The sequence below is a fragment of the Bacillus sp. FJAT-27001 genome (assembly GCF_019039175.1).
Taxonomy (GTDB): Bacteria; Bacillota; Bacilli; order Bacillales; family Bacillaceae; genus Bacillus; species Bacillus velezensis.
The window spans coordinates 131,942-149,925 of sequence record NZ_JAHOAA010000005.1; the positions used below are offsets into that span (position 1 = coordinate 131,942).

Here is a 17,984-nt window from a genome sequence, read left to right on the forward strand (position 1 = left end):
TGATTGAATGAACCATAATAAAAACCGCTCTAAAGAGCGGTTTTAAAATATAAGAAGTAATCATTCTAAGAAGAAATCGAAAGGGATTTATTTACTGCTTTTTGAGCATGGATTAAAGTCGTATCAAATAATGGCACCTCTGAATCCTCTACCTTTACTAATAGTCCAATTTCAGTGCATCCAAGAATGATTCCTTCTGCTCCTCTACCCACCAAATTATTTATGATCTTCTTATAAATGTTTTTGGAAGACTGTTTAATTTCACCCAGACACAGTTCTTGATAAATAATATTATTTATCAATTCTCTTTCATCATCATCAGGAACAATGACATTAATATCATGAGACGCGATACGTGATTTATAAAAATCTTGTTCCATCGTATATTTAGTACCTAGCAATCCTACTGAGCGAATGTCTTGTCTAATAATTTGTTCTGCAGTTGCATCGGCAATATGCAAAATAGGTATAGTGATCATTTCTTGGATATATCCAAGAACTTTATGCATAGTATTTGTACATATTACAATAAAATCTGCACCTGCTTTTTCTAATGATCTTGCAACTTGACCTAAAGCTTCACCTGCTTTATCCCAAGCTCCTATGGATTGATAATGTTCAATTTCCTTAAAATCAACACTGTATAAAAGGCATTTTGCCGAGTGAAGCCCTCCTAACTTCTTTTTTATTTCTTCATTGATAATTCGATAATACTCAGCTGAAGATTCCCAACTCATTCCGCCAATAAGACCAATAGTTTTCATAACCCACCTCGGATAAAATTTTCAAAATATTATAGTTATTTTAAGGCATAGATTAGGCCTTTACAATTATTTATTTTTTCAGGATTACTATCATTAAATTTTATCGAGAATAAAAAATGATTGCCCGCCTTTTAAGGAGACAACCATCACACGTTCACCAGTATTCAACGCTTCTTCTTCACCGACCCGCAGACGCTTTGGAACAATAATCAAATCAGAGGGTATTATTAATTTGTCATTTTCATTAAACCTTATTTCAATAGGTGAAACGGAAACCACTTCAGCCGGCATAATATCCACCGGCGACTCAGAGCCAACAGCACCGACAGCCAGATGTTTAATTGCTTCGCTTAACCTCATGATGAAGCCCCGTCCGGAATTGTGTTTTTCTCAACCACATCAATTGTCATCGTGTGGGGGCTGCCTTTGAATTCGTGCTTGTCGGAATCAATCCAATATGTTTTCTTTACGCCCACTTCCGGAATAGAAATATACACCGGAAGCCCGCTCTGCAAATCAGGAATACCAATTGCTTGAATACTCTTTAATTCCTTTTTCACACCTTCTTTCTGTGATTGGAGTACGTTCGCTCGCTGCTGAAGCTGCGCCTGATTAATATTATCCGAGACAGTTTCCACATACTGCAGAACCCCGTATTTATTAATTCCTGAATTATCTTTTGCAGTGGCAGTGTACGTCTTATTGTCTTTCTGGCGCCGGAGTTTGACCTTCGTAGCTGTCTCATTAATTGAGGTGCTATACTGAAATCCTGTGATGTTTACGCCCGTCTCTAATACCCAAACTTCCGACGGGTCAGGCCAAGCCCTGAGACAAAGCTTACCCTTTGAAGCATATAACTGATAATTATGACCGGTCTGTTTTTTTTGTTTGCTTCAATGCCTTTAATATCATGTCATAAAGGCTTGTATCATCTTTAAAGACCAATGATTTAATAGTATAGGCTGTTTTTGCAATGGACCCGGCAGGAATCTGAAAATCTCGGGCCAACCGTTTTACTATTTGATCAGGGGGATCAGGGATTTTTTGTTAAAAACTTTTGAACATGAAATTCAAAAAAATAAATAGCACGATTATCGTCACAACAATAAAGGCTTCTCTTGTGAAGTTTTTATCATCTTCTTTTTGCTGTTTCTTTCTCTTAATCTCTTCTCTATATTTTCTTTGAACCTCTTTCTTTTTTTCATCCATTATCTAAACTCCTCTGAGTCCTTTTTCTTTTTATCACTTGCACCCCTCCTTTCAGTTATTGCAATTTTATCGTGCAACACATAAGTACACCAGTGAAAAAAGCCTTGACTATAAAGCCTTCTCGCACAGCTGAGACTCTAAAAGTTGAATTTAATTTAACGGATTAAAAAACAGCCCGATACTTCCGGATTGAATGAAAATTGTTTGACTGCTTGCATTCTGTTTCCTCCTTAAAGTAATAGAGCGGGCGTTAAATACATATCCTCATGCTGAATGCCGGAAGCGGCGGCTCGTCGCCGATGACGGCGTCGATGACGACCGGCTCATTTGAGTTAAGCGCTTCATGAGAATGATTCCGCCTTCTTATTTTTTCTTAAACAACAAACCGATTCAAAACCAATATAAAATATTTAATTATTCAGAATATTTTCGTAAGTTTTGTATAACAAAAATTTAAAAAGAGTGAGGAGGGAAACATATGATAATCAGAAGCGCAGAACACTATGATGTAAAACAATTGACCGATTTAATGTATTTATATATCGTGGATTTTTATAAAAGACCTAAGCCACCGATTGAAAAGATACATCATTTAATTGAAATGTTATTTGAGAAGAACAGGGGTATTCAATTCGTTGCTGAACAAGATGGGAAACTTATTGGCTTTGCAACATTATATTTTAGTTTTACGACGAAAGCAGATAAAATCGTGATAGAAAAAGCAAGAGGTACAGGAGCAGCCAAAGAACTGTTTAAAAGATGCGAAACATTTACAAAAGAAAACGGGTATGCGCATATGTCGTGGATAACTGCATCCGATAATTACCGTGCACAAAAATTCTATGAAAAGATGGGTGGCTCTCTTGGAACTTGGCTGACCTATTCCATTTAACCCGGGATGACCTTATTGAAGAAAAGCCTAAAATAAAAAGCAGGACTTTTACTATGGCTTATCTGGGTAAATAACTAAAAAATAAACAGGCATGCTGCCTGTTTATTTTTATTTTTTAAAACAGCCGTTTTAAGCTTTTCTTGAGTGACGGCATTTCGATTTTTTGGTTTTCAAAGAAGTTTTTCAGCATGTATTTGCTGAAGCCCTTCGCTTGACCGTAAGTGATTTTTCCCGGAAGCGGCGGCTCGTCGCCGATGACGGCGTCGATGACGACCGGCTCATTTGAGTTGAGCGCTTCATGAAAAGCGGGAGCCAATTCCTCGTGTTTCGTCACTTTGATCCCTTTTGCCCCGCAGCTTTCTGCAAAAGCGGTGTAATCCATATTTTGCAGCTGGGTGACGTAGTCAATGTTGCCTTTGACCCGCTGTTCATATTCAATCATGCCTAAATTTTCGTTGTTTAATATGACAACCGTAATCGGCAGTTTATATTTAACAGCTGTCGGCAGATCCTGCATCACCATTGAAAATCCGCCGTCTCCGCAAATGGCGATGGACTGCCGCTCAGGTTCGGCAAGGCTTGCGGCAATCGCTCCCGGAAGCCCGCACCCCATCGTGGCGAGCCAGCTTGAGACGATAAAGTCCTGCTTCTTCATTTTAAAATGGCGGGCCATCCACACCGTAACCGTTCCGACATCCACTGATAGGACGGCGTCCTCTGCGGCCGCATCCTGAAGCCGGGCAATGACCTGCTGCGGCTTGAGCGGATGAGTCGCTTCGGTTTCATCCTTTTCGATTTCCTTCCACCAATGCTTCATGTGCTCGGTGCAGGCGTCCAAAAATCTTCTGTCTTCTTTATATTCAATGTATTCCGTCAGCTCTTTCAGCCCCAGAGCCGCATCACTGACGATTCCCGCATTGACGGGATAGCGCTTGCCGATTTTCGCCGGATCCGAATCAAGCTGAATGGCGGGCGTATCATCCGGGAGATAATCCCTGTATGGGAACGATGTGCCGAGCATGATCAGCAGATCGCATTCCTCCATTGCTTCGTAGGCGGGCTTTGTGCCGATTTGCCCGAGATTCCCGAGAAAGTGGGGATGGCTGTCAGGCACGACGCCTTTTGCCGGAAGGGTAATGACAATCGGAGCGGCCGCTTTATCGGCGAATGCGAGCAGCTCCTCTTTTGCTGATTTTAACCCTTGGCCGGCGAGAATGACCGGTTTTTTTGCGTTGTTAATATATTGCGCGCATGTCACGAGATGTTCTTTTTTCGGCTCTATATCAGCTTTGAGGTATATCGGCGATGTGTAAACCGGCTCCCGTTTGATTTTTTGCGCGAATAAATCATCAGAAACAGTTAAAACGGCAACGCCTTTTTTGCTGTAAGCCGTGCGGATCGCCTGATTCAGAAGATCGGGCAGCGCTTCTGCCGTATGTACTTGCTGGTTGAATACCGCCACGTCCTCAAACATTTGCTCTAATTTGATTTCCTGAAAGCTGTCACGGCCGATTTCATCGGAAGCCACCTGTCCCGCAATCGCCAGCACCGGAACGCCGTCCGCTTTGGCGTCGTATAAACCGTTCAGCAGATGAACGGCCCCCGGTCCTGCGATTGAAAGGCAGACACCGATCTGGCCGGTCAGTTTTGCCTCAGCCGCGGCTGCCAGGGCTGCGACTTCTTCGTGCCGGGTTTGGATGAATGTCAGGTTATTCCGTTCATGTCTCAGTTCTTCGATAAATTCATTAATGCTGTCTCCGGGAATGCCGTATATATGACCGACTCCCCATTGTTCAAGCAGCTCCGTCATTACGTGTCCTGCTGTTTTACTTGGCATACTGCATCCTCCTTTTACCTGTATTCATCCCCTTTTTCATACAGGTTGAAACACGAGCTATACTCTCAGCTTTTTTCTTAGCAGATCAAGGATGGATAACAGATTTCGGTCTTTAAGGACTGCCTTTTGATTTGCCGCCCCATTGAGTCCGTCTTTTATTTGCCGTTTTCTGTTCGGCACCATGAACAGCGGCAGCCGGTTTGGGGAAAACCAGCGTAAAGCGGCGGTTTCCGGCCCGTTCATCAGCGGAGTTCCCCCATTAATGGCTCCGATGAATACATGTTGTGTATCTTCAAATGCCGGCCTTTCATACTCACCGGCTTTTTGCAGGATGGTCACGTTATAACCGGTTTCTTCGAAGGCCTCTCTGACGGCTGCGGCTTCAGATGTTTCACCTTCTTCAATCCTGCCCCCGGGCAAATCCCATAAGGGAATGTCTTTTCGTTTTACGAGCAATATGTCCCGCCCGTCATTTTGTATGATGACAAAAGCGCCTTGTGCCATGTCGTCCTCCTTTACAAAAAAGACCGCAGCATTTTAGCCTGCGGTCTTTGCCGTTACTTTTTAAAATGATACGGCAGGGTGGCGACGATGATGTCCTTCTTCCAAAACAGCCGGACGCGGAGCAAGAAGGCTGATTGGTTGTGAAGGATGGTCTGCCAGCGTTTTTTCGTAATGAATTGCGGAAACAGCACCATCACGGAGAACTGTTCTTTTTTCGCTTTCTGTTCGACCGTTTCCAAAAATTTATCAAACGGGTGAACCAGACTGCGGTATGAGGAATGCAGGGTGACGAGGCGGACACCGTTATGAAGCTCTTCCCAGCGCTTTTCCACCTTTTTTTCGTTTTCTCTGTCAAAGGAAACATGAACCGCAATGACCTGATCCGATAATGATTTCGCATACTGAATCGATTTTTGGACGACGGTGGTGACACCGGCGACAGGCACGATGACGACGGTTCCCCTGATTTCCTCAGGCTGCTGATCAACGACCCGCAGCTGTTCGCCGACCGCGGTGTAGTGATTTTTAATGACGAAAAACAGCATGACGACAGCAGGCATGAATAACAGCACCGGCCAGACAAGATTGAACTTCGTCGCGAATAAAATACACAGCACCATAAATGAAATGGCGGCGCCGCATGAGTTGATCAGCATTTTTACCGCCCAGCCCTTCGGCTTCTGCCTGATCCACTTGATGCACATTCCCGTCTGCGACAGCGTAAACGGAATGAACACGCCGACGGCATAAAGCGGAATTAAATGTTCCGTGCGGCCGCCGAATAAAAGAATGAGCAGGATGGACGCGATACCGAGAAAGATGATTCCGTTTGAAAATCCTAACCGGTCGCCTCGTACCGTAAACATTCTCGGCATATACTGATCGCGCGCTAAATTAAACGCCAGCTGCGGAAATGCGGAAAAGCCCGTATTCGCCGCAAGCACGAGAATCAATGATGTAACGCCTTGAATGAAATAATACACCGTATGGCGTCCGAAGGTTTCCGCGGCGATTTGCGAAATAACGGTCTCGTTAGGCTTCGGACCCGTGCCGTAGCCGTACGCCAGCACCGTAATCCCCGTAAATAAGATCGCCAGCAGAATCCCCATCATGGCCAAAGTGCGGGCCGCGTTTTTTGCCGGAGGATTTTTAAAGGCCGGGATCGCGTTTGAAATGGCTTCAACACCGGTCAGTGCCGAACAGCCCGAAGAAAAGGCCTTCAGCAATAAAAACAGCGTGATGCCCGCCACAGGTGTGCCGATCGGCGTGTGTTCGGCCGGATGAACCTGGCCCGTCATGAGTTTAAACAGCCCGACGACGATCAAAAGGACAAGCGCCGCCACAAACAGATAGACGGGATACGCCAAAATGGACGCCGACTCTGACAGTCCTCTCAAATTTAAAATCATAATCAGAATCACAAGCAAAACAGCAATGAGCAAATGATGCGGGTGCAAAGCCGGAAATGCCGATGTAATCGCGTCAGTTCCGGCAGAAATGCTTACCGCCACCGTCAGAATATAATCAACAAGCAATGAGCCGCCCGCAATCAGGCCCGGCTTCTCACCAAGGTTTTCTTTTGACACCATATAAGCGCCCCCGCCTTGCGGATAAGCGTAAATAATCTGTCTGTAGGACAGAATCAAAGCAAGCAGCAAAATGAGAACACCCGCTGCGATCGGAATGGAATACCAAAACGCGGCCGCGCTTACCGCAGCCAAAATGATCAGAATCTGTTCCGTTCCGTAAGCAACTGATGACAGCGCGTCTGAAGAAAGCATGGCGAGCGCCTTGAGTTTCGTGAGTTTCTGCTCTCCGGCAGCCTGTGATTTCAGCGGTTTCCCAATCAAAAATCTTTTGATTGAATGGTACATTTGTTGTCTTCCCCTTTTTTTCATTTTCCGTTTGATTTACAAACCCTTACTGCTATGATGTCTCCGAATGCTGATTGCATGCCATATTTCAGCACAGCAAAAAGACACAGAGGCAAACGGATGCCCCTGCGCCATAATCGTGCACAGGTTTCATTCATCTCCTCTCATGAACGCTTACGAGGTTAGCTGTCGGATTCGGGCTGATGAGAGTTGGCCCTACCTGAAAAAGGATTCACCCCAAGCGGCATCACGCGCCGCAAATTGGTTCCCCCGCTCTGATTACAGATTAAGCGATATAGATTATAAAAGAGATCATACTCCCGTCCCGTTCAGTTGTAAAGGGGCTTTTATGCTGTTTCAAAAATAAAAAAATCACCGCCAAAAATGGAAATAAAAATACAAAAAAAGAGGCCTGTTAACGGCCTCTTTTTCCTTCATTACTCTTCGCTTTTTTCATGATCCGCTTTTCTTTTTTTCCTTCTTGCCGTCAGCCAGATCAGACCGGCCGCAATGATCATAAGCGCCGCGAAAACAGCAATATACGTAACGTTCAGTGCTGCGGACCGGCTCTTCGTATCAGCCGCCGGACTGCTGTCATCGGACTTGATTTGCTGATGATTCGAAAACAGCTGCCGGCCGGCTGTTTCGTTAATGACGGTTGCGGCATCGCTTGTGCTGTCTAAAAAGCTGATCAGCTCTTTTGTGACAGACGCGCCGCTTCCTGATAACGGAGCAAAAACAGCGATGCTCCGGCCGGAGTCCCAAGGTGATTCCTGGGTAAACGCGACTTGTTTCGTTGTCTCATTCAGCATCTGAAACGAAGAAACATCGTACGCGCCGCTGCGGTCTGACGGCACGAGAAGCTTAGAGGCGTTTGATTTCAAAAGCTTAATTTGCGGCAGACCTCCGATAAACACAACATTCCGGCCTTTGGCATCCGCTTCCTTCATGTCTGATGCCGTCTTTACGGTAAAGCCGTTTCCGAATGAATCCGCCACCAGAGAAAGTTCTTTCAGTGTCTGTATGTTTACGTCATCCGGGATGACGATCACTGTTTTCTCTTTCACGCCGCCCGCAAACGGGAGCGGCCATTGCCCGAAATCAGCTTTCTGCGCCGCATCGCTTACCGGATACGTCAGCGTGCTGCTTTTATCAATATAGACCCATTTGTTTTCGTCACGGTCGATACACGGATTGTTATGTTTCAAACCTGATGTGACAAATTGCAGATCAATGTACCTGCTGCTTCGCAAAAGCTTCGGATCAATCGGGATTGAGACGTGGTAAAAGCCGTCTTTATCTTTATTGCCGAGATCATCAAGACGCACCGCATTCGGCTGTCCGTTGACCATGACGTTAAGTTCCGCTCTCTCAGCGTCATCATCTGAATCCGCCTTCGTCCGGATCGATTCCGACGTTTTTAATGTAAGTGAAAGCTTGACCTTACCGTCTTTATCAACAGCGGCCGCCGCAGGGTAAAAGAAGTGCTCTGACGCCGTTTTGTTTGATCCGACCGTTACATTTCCCGCGCCGAAGTCCTCTAGTGTCAGTTTATTGCCTGTCTTTTCCGCAGCGGGCTGAAGGCGGCCGATTGTCAAAGTATCTCCGCCCAGCTGGCTTGAATAAGCGCTGTCTGTGATGACGCGGATTTTATCCGCCAGCGTTTTGTCTGATTGCGCCGTGACAAACAGGACGGGCTGACGTTTGTTCCCTGATGTCAGAACCCGTTCAGCGAGAAGAAGTTTGTTGTCTTCCGCTTTGATGTTCCCCCGTTCGAAAAGCTCGTTTATTTTCCCGTTCCAATGCTGATCAGCGCCGATGACAATTGACGGATTGCTGATTTTGCCGGCGTCGGATTCTTTTACATAGGATACCTTCAGCCTGCTGTCTGCCGTTTTCAGAAATGCTTCTGTTTTGACTGCGGCTTCAGCTTCCGCCGAGGTCGGTTTGTCAGGAAGGATAATATCGGTTTCTTCACCCGTATTGCCTGATTGGGCAAACGGATACGGGAAATGGCCGAGATCCGCTCCCTTTGACTTGCTTGCTTCTGAAAGCACAAGGCGGCTGTCCGGATAAATTTTTATCCAGTTGCCTGACGTATCCTGCCTGACGCAGACGCCCTCTTTTAATACGCCGTAAAATCGTAATGATACATTGTGATAGCCTTGGGCGGATTGGCTTTTGCTGAGATTGAGCTTCACCGTTTTCCGCTTGGAACTGCCGTCAAGCTTTATGGATTTGACGGGTTCATCATCAATGGCGATGGTTAAAGAAGACGGGGCAATTAATAAGTTTGACGCCTCGTAATCAATCAGAAGCGACTGATCCGCATTCGAAGCTCCCGCAGGAATCTGATAGGTCAGCTCTGCGCTGTCTTTCGCCCCGTACAGTGTCATCAGATCGCCAGTCAGCGCCTGCTGCTCTTTTGCGCCGGCGCTTGTTCCGAGGGCGGAACCGTCCGTTTTCAGTTCCCGGGCCGCGGCCGCCTGCCCGTTATACATCAATAGCAAAAGGCCAGTTATCAATATGATCGCTTTTTTCAAAAAGGTCACCCGCTTTTATTTTGATTGTATCGCTCCGTTTTGTACCACTTGACTTCCTGCTTGAACAAGCGGTGCTTGATCTCTGTGAATAATGACCAGATGACGAGCACGATCCAAGCCTGGGAGTATGTAAAGTACATCAGAAATACGATAAAGAAGTTTTGTTTGTTCATTTCTGTTTTTTCAATGCTTAAAGTAATCATGACCTCAGTCATAAACAGGAAAAAGGCCAGTATCCACAAAATCATCGCCAAAAACCCGACAGCCAGATGCAGGTCGTAAAAAAGATTGATGATAAAAATCGTGTTTGACATGATCACACCGAAGAAAAATAAAAAATACGTAAAAAAGAAATAAAACAGATCGAAGATGATCCGCTTGCGTTTCAGCTTAAAAAATTGGGATAAAAACTTGAGAACCACGTATTGGTTGCCGCGTGCCCATCTTGTCCGCTGACGCCACCACACCTTCCATGTCTCAGGCTCCTGCTCCCATGTCACAGCCGCCGGGAAAAAGCGGATATGATAGCCGAGATTATACACGCGGATGGTCAGCTCGGTATCCTCCGCCAGCGCCTTATCATCCCAGCCGCCGAGCCGTTCGATAATGCTCCGCCTGATCGCGAAGTTCGTTCCCGGGATGGTGGCGATTTTGAACCATTTCCATCTGCCGCCCTGCGCCATCCACTGAAAGCAGATGGTTTCAATATTGATAAACTTCGTCAGGATCGTTTTGGCCGCGTTGATGACACGGAATTTCCCGACAACCGCTCCCGCTTTCTCATCATTCATCAGACCGAGAACCAGGTAGTACACCGCCATTTTTTCCGGCGTGTTGTCCGCATCATACACGCAGATCACGTCTCCGTTCGATTCCGCGAACCCTGAGTTCAGCGCCGAAGATTTTCCTTTTCCGGCGTTCGGGGGCTTTGTAATGACCATTTTAATGAAGTCATACTGACGGGAAAATTCATTGACGATGTCTCCCGTCCGGTCGGAGGAATTATCATTAACGACGATGATCTCAAGCCTGTCTTTCGGATAATACAGGTTCACCATCGCCTTCAGCGTCTGCCTGATGACGACCTCTTCGTTATGCGCGGGAATGAGCACGCTGACCTTCGGGAGCTCCCCCATCTTTGCGCGCCATTTCGGAATGTTCCGTTCGAAGGTCATATAATGCCTGAATCCGCCCTGCATCAGAAACATGTGATAGAGAAGCATCACCCATATTAAACTTAATGAGATAAAAAACAGAATGTTACTCAAGGCTTCTTCTCTCCTTAAAGATTCGTTTTTTTAATGTGGCGCGCAAATAAAGAACGTAGCAGGCGAACATGATGATAAACAATAACACCACGCCGGAGAGAATCCAAAGCGCTTTTTCCAGAGGCGTCTGCTGATGGTGATTGAAAAAGGCCGTTATCGGATGAATCTTGTTTTCCACATGAATGGTTCCGTCTCCGTCCGTTTTGATCCTGACGCTGTCCGACGTTACCGTTTGCTTCGTTTTCTTCAGATCGAGCCACTCGCCGCCGGGAATCCGCTCCATCTGATTGACGAGCTCGGGGAGGTATTTCATGCCGAGATACGGATGGTAGAAACCGCCCGCCGTTCCGCCGCCGAAATCAATCATCTGCAAAATATGATTCTCCATATCTCCGAGCGGATTTTCCTTTGAGTTATCGGCATAACCGATTGTTTCAGGGTACAGCGTCATCCCGTCCAGCATAGCCGGCTTTGAGACGAACGGAGGGGCGCCCGAGGTTTTCCACGTCGTGCCGCTGAGCTGTACTTGTCCGAAAATGCTGGAGAAATAAGAAGATGCGATTTTGTAGCCTTCTTCAGACATCGTATAGTGCGGCGCTTCGAATGACAGCGGGTAAAGGCCGAGCTCTGTCAGATCGTCAATCGCCTGCTCCAGCTTCGTTCTCGTGTAGATTTTTTCTTTTTCACGGAAAGGCTTCACATACGCCCGGTACGCTTTTTCATTCGGAAAATCCTGTTCCTTTTCAAGCTTGACCGGAGTATCATCCGCATTTTCTGACGTAATCGGCTGATCCGCTTTGGCATCCCAAAATTCAAAGCCTTCTCCCGTTTCGCTGTATCGGTATGCGTGCGTGTAGCCGTGAATAATGATGCTGCCGCCCATTTGCTGAAGTTTTTTCAGGACGCTGACCATTTTCGGTTTGTCCGCCAAGTATACTTTTTCTCCGTTTTCCGGATTGAGATAGACCGGAATGACCGCCAGAATAAACGGAATGTGTCTTTTATGCAGGTAAGCGCCCGCTTCGTAAAGCAATGTTTCATCTGACATCGGACTGATGTCTTCAAGCCGTAAATAAAGGAGGGTGCCGCCCGCTGATTCTCCGAATGCGTTGCGCAGCGCTTTCGCCGTCAGAAACGAATCATTTAACAGGCTCGTCACACCGAAATAATAGTCAGAGCGCGCCGTTTTCCACATAAAAGGGCGGGTGCTGCCGTCACCGGACCGGTATGTATAAAGGGACTTTCCTTTTACTCCCGATACGCCGAGCACGGACATCCCTTTTTCAAGCGGCATGTCTGTTTTTTCTTCTTTGCCGTAAATGCGGTATACCGTTTCTTTCTCTGTCAGGGACAAACCCGCAAATTGGCGGAACTGTCCGGCGTTATAGCCGATGCTGATAAGCTGCTGCGGCATACTGCTGATCAGAGACACAAATGATGTGCTGAGCTTTTTTTTCGTGACGCCGTAATAGATGACGCGCCGATTCTTTTTGAGGTCCGCGGCTGTGATGTCTCCGTCGCTTTTCACGGTGACGGCGGATGAGAAATGGCCCGCGGTCAGATCAAGCATTTTGACCTCAGCGGTTTCTTTGCCGTCCGTGCTTGTATAAATAATGAGAATGCCGTCCTTTTTGTCTTTTGCTTCCGCCGTAAGGGGAACATAAACCGCCGAAATCATGAAGAGCGCCGAGAGTAAGAGACGTATCCATTTAGAGTTCATTCATCATCATCTCGTTTTCCAGTTCATTTAAAAATTGCTCAGCCGTTTGTAAATCCTTTCGGTACGCCAAGTAACATACACGGAAGGTGATGGAGACGTATTTACCGTTTTGCAGCCGGTACGTATCCAATTCCTTTTTCAGCTTCGCCAGAACGGCCGGCATGTTTTCTTCAGGCGTATGGGTCAGCACGATGCCGAACCGTTCGGCGGACGGCCTGAATTTTTTGTCTGTTTCCCGAACGCTTGACCGGATTTGGCGGCTGATAAATGCCAGCAGGCGGTCGGTCTCTTTTTCTCCGTAGAGGGATTTGAATTCCTTGAAATAATGCATGTGCAGCAGCAAAAAGACGAAGGAATTGCCGTAGCGTTCCGCCCGCTTGATCTCCTCGGAAAGCTCCAGCTTCATCCGCAGATGGTTGTCAAAGCCGGTCACCCTGTCGACGGCGACAAAGCTCGTAATCTCTTCACGCAGCTGTTTCACTGAGCGCTCAAGCCCCTTCGCCAACTCGTGAATCCTTCCCGCTATGTAAGAAAAGACGAGCAGCGCAATCCCCCAAATGACCAGCACCTGCAGACTTTCGGCACCGGCAGACGCCATAAAGCTCCCGGTCTGAAACCACAGGAGCAGGCTGCCGAGAACAAATAAGACGAGTAAGGTGATGACGAGCGCGTAGATTGCCCCGAACCATATGCCGGCTCCCGTGACAAGCAATGTGATGCAGGTTATCAGAAGCCCTGCGGATTGCTGAGACGCATAGTAAATAAAAAAAGACAGCAGCACCAGCATAACTGCTGTGTAGCTGCACAGTTTTTGTGATTCATTGAATGATATTTTCATTAAACAATTTCCTTTCAGCCAGAAGCGGCAGCAGGTTATCGAAAGAATGTGTATCGCCCCCGCTCATATAGCCGCCGTAATCAGGTTTCAGCGTGTCCAGTGTTTCAAATGAAGTCATTCTTTCATAAAGCGGCTTGATGACAGCCGGATCAGCTTTTTGTTCTGCTAAAAAAAGAACGGCCAGGGCGTAAACGGACGGTGATTCGTATTGAACCGCCGGCTCCTTCGTGTCTGCGCTGTATCGTCCGTACAGCTGTCCGCGCGACTTAAATTCCTTTATAATCCATTTCGACAGCACAGCGGCTGTGCCATCGCCCCGCTTCAGATTCACGGCGGCATACAGCTGGTCGATAACATTGACTTCGCTGTCATATTTGTATTCCTTAGTTTCGGTATTGAACGATTTCGGCAAAAAACCATTTTTCAGGGGCGCAAGATTGAGAACATCGAGGTTCCGGTTTTCCGTTTTCTCATCGATAATCCCCTTTTCTCTGAGCATCTGTAAGGCGCCGGGATCGACATAGGACAACGTCACGGTCTTTGACGCGGCATTTGAAGCGGCATCATAATAATCCGTAAAATACCCGTCATTCGTATTGTATTTTTCCAGCGCTTTCCCGATCTGCACCGCTGTTTTCCCGTATTCACTGTTTCCCCACAGGGTTCCGGCCTCATTCAGACAGTTCATGATTCTGAAATCATCAATTAAGGCATTGGTGCCGCTCGCTTTATTCCCGTCAATCTTCCACGACACGAGCCCGTTTTTCGTCAGAAACGAATCGGTGAGAAGCTGATATTGCGCTTGAAACTGCCGTTCATCTTTCCTGTTCAGCAAAAATGCCATCCATAGTCCGAGAGACTCTGATAAATATTCCGGCTCACCGGATATGTTCGTCCGGATCATCCCCCGCCCGTTCATCAATTTATGATAAATAAAATGCTCTGCGGGCTGAAGCGGTCCGGACGGTTCGGCCGCCGCCTGTTTTTCAATGCCGGCCTCCGAGCACCCCGCCGTCAGAACGATCGAAATCAAAAGGATCATCAGACGAAAAACGAATTGCTTCACAGTCCATCCTCCTATTTTATAAATCCTTTTTTAGACCCATATCTTATTTTTTCACAAAGTATTTTTACTATATAGGAAACGACAAAAGAATACTAGCATTTTTTCACATTGGGAAATTTTAAATGGGAGCGCCGCCTGCTCACCCTTTCCCTCTTCGTCTGGATCGTATTCCCATTACAATTAAAAACACAACAAAAGGCAGCATTTCTTTACAAATGCTGCCTTTCTCTGATCTATTTATCCAGGCCGAGTTTTTTCAGCTGTTCTGCCAGCGCGTTGTTCATCGGCTCCTCTTTGTTTTGGCTTTTCATATAAGAGTTGATGTCCCGCTTGGATGCGCGTCCGGATTTATCTTTCGCCTTGCGCTTTTCAAAGACGGACAGTTTCTCCCGGTGGCCGCATACACATGCGAAGGTTTGGCCTTCGCCCTGGCCGCGAAGCTCCATTTTCTTATGACAGTTCGGACAGCGGGCGTTTGTTTTTCTCGCCACCGTTTTTCGGCTGCCGCATTCCCGATCCTGACACACGAGCATCGTGCCGCGTTTGCCGTTGACTTTAAGCATCATCTTGCCGCAATCAGGGCAGGCGGTGCCTGAAATGTTGTCATGTCTGAAGGTTTGGCTGCTGTTTTTGATTTCCTTCACCGTTTTGCCCGCATATGTTTTCATGTCTTTAATGAACACGGCGGATTTCAGTTTGCCCGCTGCGATGGCGGAGAGCTTTTGCTCCCACTCAGCGGTTAAGGCCGGCGATTTTAAATCTTCCGGGACGAGCTGTAAGAGCTGCTTCCCTTTTGACGTGATGAAAATATCTTTTTCTTTTTTCTCGATTAAGAAACTGTTGAACAGTTTTTCAATGATATCAGCGCGGGTGGCGACTGTTCCGAGTCCTCCGGTTTCACCCAATGTTTTCACAAGGTTCTTCTCTTCTCCCTGCATAAAGGCGCTTGGGTTCTCCATTGCGGATAACAGCGTGCCTTCATTAAAACGCGCCGGCGGTTTCGTCTGTCCGCTCGTTTCTTTCAATGATGAGACAGTGAGGCGCTGACCCTGCTGAAGATCCGGGAGCGTCTGGTCTTTGTCTTCCTCATGATCGTCGTCATCCTCGTACATATCATACACGGCTTTCCAGCCAGGCGATTGAACCGTTTTCCCTTTTGCGGTAAATGTTTCGCCGCCGATATCGGCTGTGACCTTTGTTTCTTCGTATTCGAACGCCGGCATTAACACGGCGAGAAAACGTTTGGCAATCAGGTCGTAAAGCTTTCGTTCTTTGTCGCTGAGGCTTGAAAGGATCAGCGGCTCCTCTGTCGGAATGATGGCATGGTGATCCGATACTTTCGCATCATTGACGAATCCTTTATGCGCTTTGACGCCCCGCTTCAGTATTTGATTGACGTACTGTGCGTACGGCTTAACTTCCATGCCGTTTAAACGGTCTTTTAAAGTCGGCACGATGTCTGCGGAAAGGAATCTGGAATCCGTCCGCGGGTAAGTGACAAGCTTATGCTGTTCATACAGCTTTTGAAGCACGGACAGCGTCTCTTTTGCGGAGAAACCGAAGCGCTTATGAGCGTCCCGCTGCAATTCCGTCAAGTCATAAAGACCGGGAGCGAAGCTTTTCTTCGCCGTTTTTTTCAATTCTGAAATGACCGCCGGCTTTCCTTGGAGATCTTTTGCCAAACGGCCGGTCACCGTCTGATCGAATGTTCTTGTCTGCTTTGTTTTTTTATCCTGCCATGTCAGCGTCATCTGATCAGCAGCCGCACGGAGACCGTAATAAGGAACGGGTTTGAACGCCTGAATGTCCGCTTCACGCTTGGCGATCATCGCCAATGTCGGAGTCTGGACGCGTCCGCATGACAGCTGCGCGTTAAATTTTGTGGTCAGCGCGCGGGTCGCGTTGATGCCGACGATCCAATCCGCTTCCGCTCTGGCAACGGCGGAATGATACAGGTTTTCGTACTCTTTTCCGCTGCGGAGCTTTTGGAATCCTTCTTTAATCGCCTTATCTGTCACAGAGGAAATCCACAGCCGCTTAATCGGTTTGCGGACGTTTGCCTTTTCGATAATCCAGCGGGCCACAAGCTCCCCTTCCCGTCCTGCGTCTGTAGCGATTACGATCTGGCTGACGTCTTTCCGGACAAGCTGAGCTTTGACCGCATTGAACTGTTTTCCTGTTTTTTTAATGACGACGAGCTTCAAAGGCTCCGGAATAATCGGCAGATCCTCAAGCCGCCATGATTGAAATTCTTTGCCGTATCCTTCAGGGTCAGCGAGCGTTACCAGATGCCCGAGCGCCCATGTGACGATGTAGCGGTCGCCTTCAAGATATCCGTTTCCTTTTTTATGACACTTCAGAACGCGGGCCAAGTCCCGGCCGACTGAAGGTTTTTCAGCTAATACAACTGTTTTTGACATGCTTTTCACTTCTCTTTCTTTCACAATCATCCTGTTATTATAACAGACTTCCTCACGCTCTCTCTAATCGAGGACGTTTTTTGTGTCAATTTCTGAGAAAATGACGTGGGTCACGGTTTGGGCATACGGAGAGGTGCGGTTGATGAAGTGTTCGATCGTTTCCAGGCTGTCCGCGTTCATCTTCAGCATATAACACGCCGCCCCGGCGACCCGAAAACAAAATTCAATGTTGGGAATGGATTGAATGTAGGTTTTAAATTGATCGTATTTTCCGTTTTTCACTGTCGCTTCGACAATGCAGGAAACAGGAAGCCCGATCTTTTTTTGATCAATGTCCAATGTATAGCGCTTAATAACGCCGAAGGATTCAAGCTGTCTGACACGCTCTGTGACGGACGGGGCTGACAATTTGATTTTTCTGCCCAGTTCCCGCATGGACAGGCGGCTGTCCCGCTGCAGCTCTTTAATGATGCTCAGATCCACATTATCTAGTTTCATGACTGTAGTCCTTCCTTACCCTTTTGGCTATATTATCAAGAGAAATCCGAAAAATGACAAGAACAACTGGCTGAAATCATGCAGGTTTTTTCAGGAACTGACGCGAAATGGTCATATTAGGACTGCCCTTTGCTTATAGTATAGAGGAAAAAAGATGTCCGACAGGAGGGAGCTGTATGTTACACACGCCTATCGGCAGACTTCGCACGATGGGGTTTATTGAAGGAATGTCGCTTTTGGTGCTGCTGTTTATCGCGATGCCGCTGAAGTATTGGGCTCATCATCCGCTCGCCGTCACCATTGCCGGTTCCATTCACGGCGGTTTGTTTATCATTTATCTGGCGGTGCTGGCGTATGCGGCGTTTACTGTCAAATGGCATGTGAAATGGTCAGCCGCCGGTTTTATCGCGGCCTTTATTCCGTTCGGTAATTTTATTTATGATCGCGGCCTGAGACATTATCAATAAAAAAGCTCCTCTTCTGCGGGACTGCCCCCCGTTTTTGAGACAGGGGTCAAAACACCTTTTAAACAGCCAATTGCCGATAGTTTA

15 protein-coding genes, 1 pseudogene and 1 riboswitch are annotated in these 17,984 nt (G+C 47.1%); of the genes and pseudogenes, 2 read left to right on the forward strand and 14 right to left on the reverse strand.

Annotation, left to right across the window (positions count from 1 at the left end; all coding sequences use genetic code 11):
* Positions 1 to 65: 65 nt before the first annotated feature.
* From BGM27_RS16170 to BGM27_RS16185, 4 genes and pseudogenes are all read right to left on the reverse strand, one after another.
* On the reverse strand, positions 66 to 764 hold the full coding sequence (locus tag BGM27_RS16170; protein ID WP_007410193.1) for an aspartate/glutamate racemase family protein: 699 nt from the start codon (positions 762 to 764) through the stop codon (positions 66 to 68).
* Between the two features lie 93 nt (positions 765 to 857).
* Positions 858 to 1,124, reverse strand: a complete 267-nt coding sequence (locus BGM27_RS16175) for a DUF2577 family protein (RefSeq protein WP_007410192.1) — start codon at positions 1,122 to 1,124, stop codon at positions 858 to 860.
* Positions 1,121 to 1,790: pseudogene (locus BGM27_RS16180) on the reverse strand (XkdQ/YqbQ family protein); the annotation flags it as partial. The pseudogene BGM27_RS16180 and the gene BGM27_RS16175, both read right to left, overlap by 4 nt.
* Before the next feature lie 21 nt (positions 1,791 to 1,811).
* Entirely contained in the window at positions 1,812 to 1,973 is a 162-nt protein-coding gene (locus tag BGM27_RS16185; protein ID WP_007410191.1) for a hypothetical protein, read from the reverse strand.
* A 478-nt stretch (positions 1,974 to 2,451) separates the two neighbouring features.
* On the opposite strand from BGM27_RS16185, the gene BGM27_RS16190 reads away from it, so the two are divergent.
* The gene (locus BGM27_RS16190) at positions 2,452 to 2,865 is read left to right on the forward strand and encodes a GNAT family N-acetyltransferase (protein ID WP_007410190.1); all 414 of its coding nucleotides are present in this window, start codon (positions 2,452 to 2,454) and stop codon (positions 2,863 to 2,865) included.
* 115 nt (positions 2,866 to 2,980) lie between these two features.
* On the opposite strand, the gene BGM27_RS16195 is transcribed toward BGM27_RS16190, so the two are convergent.
* The 10 genes from BGM27_RS16195 to lrpC all read right to left on the reverse strand — a co-directional run bounded on the left by BGM27_RS16195 (position 2,981) and on the right by lrpC (position 17,433).
* Positions 2,981 to 4,702 (reverse strand): pyruvate oxidase, encoded by a 1,722-nt coding sequence (locus BGM27_RS16195; protein ID WP_007410189.1) that lies wholly within the window; start codon positions 4,700 to 4,702, stop codon positions 2,981 to 2,983.
* A gap of 57 nt (positions 4,703 to 4,759) precedes the next feature.
* The gene (locus BGM27_RS16200; protein ID WP_007410188.1) at positions 4,760 to 5,206 is read right to left on the reverse strand and encodes an NUDIX hydrolase; all 447 of its coding nucleotides are present in this window, start codon (positions 5,204 to 5,206) and stop codon (positions 4,760 to 4,762) included.
* 53 nt (positions 5,207 to 5,259) lie between these two features.
* Positions 5,260 to 7,080: an APC family permease gene (locus tag BGM27_RS16205; protein ID WP_007410187.1), complete on the reverse strand. Its 1,821-nt coding sequence runs from the start codon at positions 7,078 to 7,080 to the stop codon at positions 5,260 to 5,262.
* Between the two features lie 156 nt (positions 7,081 to 7,236).
* Positions 7,237 to 7,383, reverse strand: a riboswitch (cyclic di-AMP (ydaO/yuaA leader).
* Between the two features lie 134 nt (positions 7,384 to 7,517).
* On the reverse strand, positions 7,518 to 9,623 hold the full coding sequence (locus BGM27_RS16210; protein WP_007410186.1) for a cellulose biosynthesis cyclic di-GMP-binding regulatory protein BcsB: 2,106 nt from the start codon (positions 9,621 to 9,623) through the stop codon (positions 7,518 to 7,520).
* Between the two features lie 5 nt (positions 9,624 to 9,628).
* The gene (locus tag BGM27_RS16215; protein WP_007410185.1) at positions 9,629 to 10,891 is read right to left on the reverse strand and encodes a glycosyltransferase family 2 protein; all 1,263 of its coding nucleotides are present in this window, start codon (positions 10,889 to 10,891) and stop codon (positions 9,629 to 9,631) included.
* Positions 10,884 to 12,611, reverse strand: a complete 1,728-nt coding sequence (locus BGM27_RS16220) for a DUF2334 domain-containing protein (protein WP_007410184.1) — start codon at positions 12,609 to 12,611, stop codon at positions 10,884 to 10,886. The genes BGM27_RS16215 and BGM27_RS16220 overlap by 8 nt, the downstream gene beginning before the upstream one ends.
* Positions 12,601 to 13,449: a diguanylate cyclase domain-containing protein gene (locus tag BGM27_RS16225; protein ID WP_007410183.1), complete on the reverse strand. Its 849-nt coding sequence runs from the start codon at positions 13,447 to 13,449 to the stop codon at positions 12,601 to 12,603. Before BGM27_RS16225 ends, BGM27_RS16220 begins: the two co-directional genes overlap by 11 nt.
* Positions 13,430 to 14,515 (reverse strand): hypothetical protein, encoded by a 1,086-nt coding sequence (locus BGM27_RS16230; protein WP_007410182.1) that lies wholly within the window; start codon positions 14,513 to 14,515, stop codon positions 13,430 to 13,432. The genes BGM27_RS16225 and BGM27_RS16230 overlap by 20 nt, the downstream gene beginning before the upstream one ends.
* 233 nt (positions 14,516 to 14,748) lie before the next feature.
* On the reverse strand, positions 14,749 to 16,935 hold the full coding sequence (locus tag BGM27_RS16235; RefSeq protein WP_038462366.1) for a DNA topoisomerase III: 2,187 nt from the start codon (positions 16,933 to 16,935) through the stop codon (positions 14,749 to 14,751).
* A 63-nt stretch (positions 16,936 to 16,998) separates the two neighbouring features.
* On the reverse strand, positions 16,999 to 17,433 hold the full coding sequence (lrpC, locus tag BGM27_RS16240; RefSeq protein ID WP_007410180.1) for a transcriptional regulator LrpC: 435 nt from the start codon (positions 17,431 to 17,433) through the stop codon (positions 16,999 to 17,001).
* Between the two features lie 176 nt (positions 17,434 to 17,609).
* Here lrpC and BGM27_RS16245 point away from each other — a divergent pair, with 176 nt between their 5' ends.
* On the forward strand, positions 17,610 to 17,900 hold the full coding sequence (locus BGM27_RS16245) for a DUF3817 domain-containing protein (protein WP_007410179.1): 291 nt from the start codon (positions 17,610 to 17,612) through the stop codon (positions 17,898 to 17,900).
* The last annotated feature ends 84 nt before the right edge of the window (positions 17,901 to 17,984 follow it).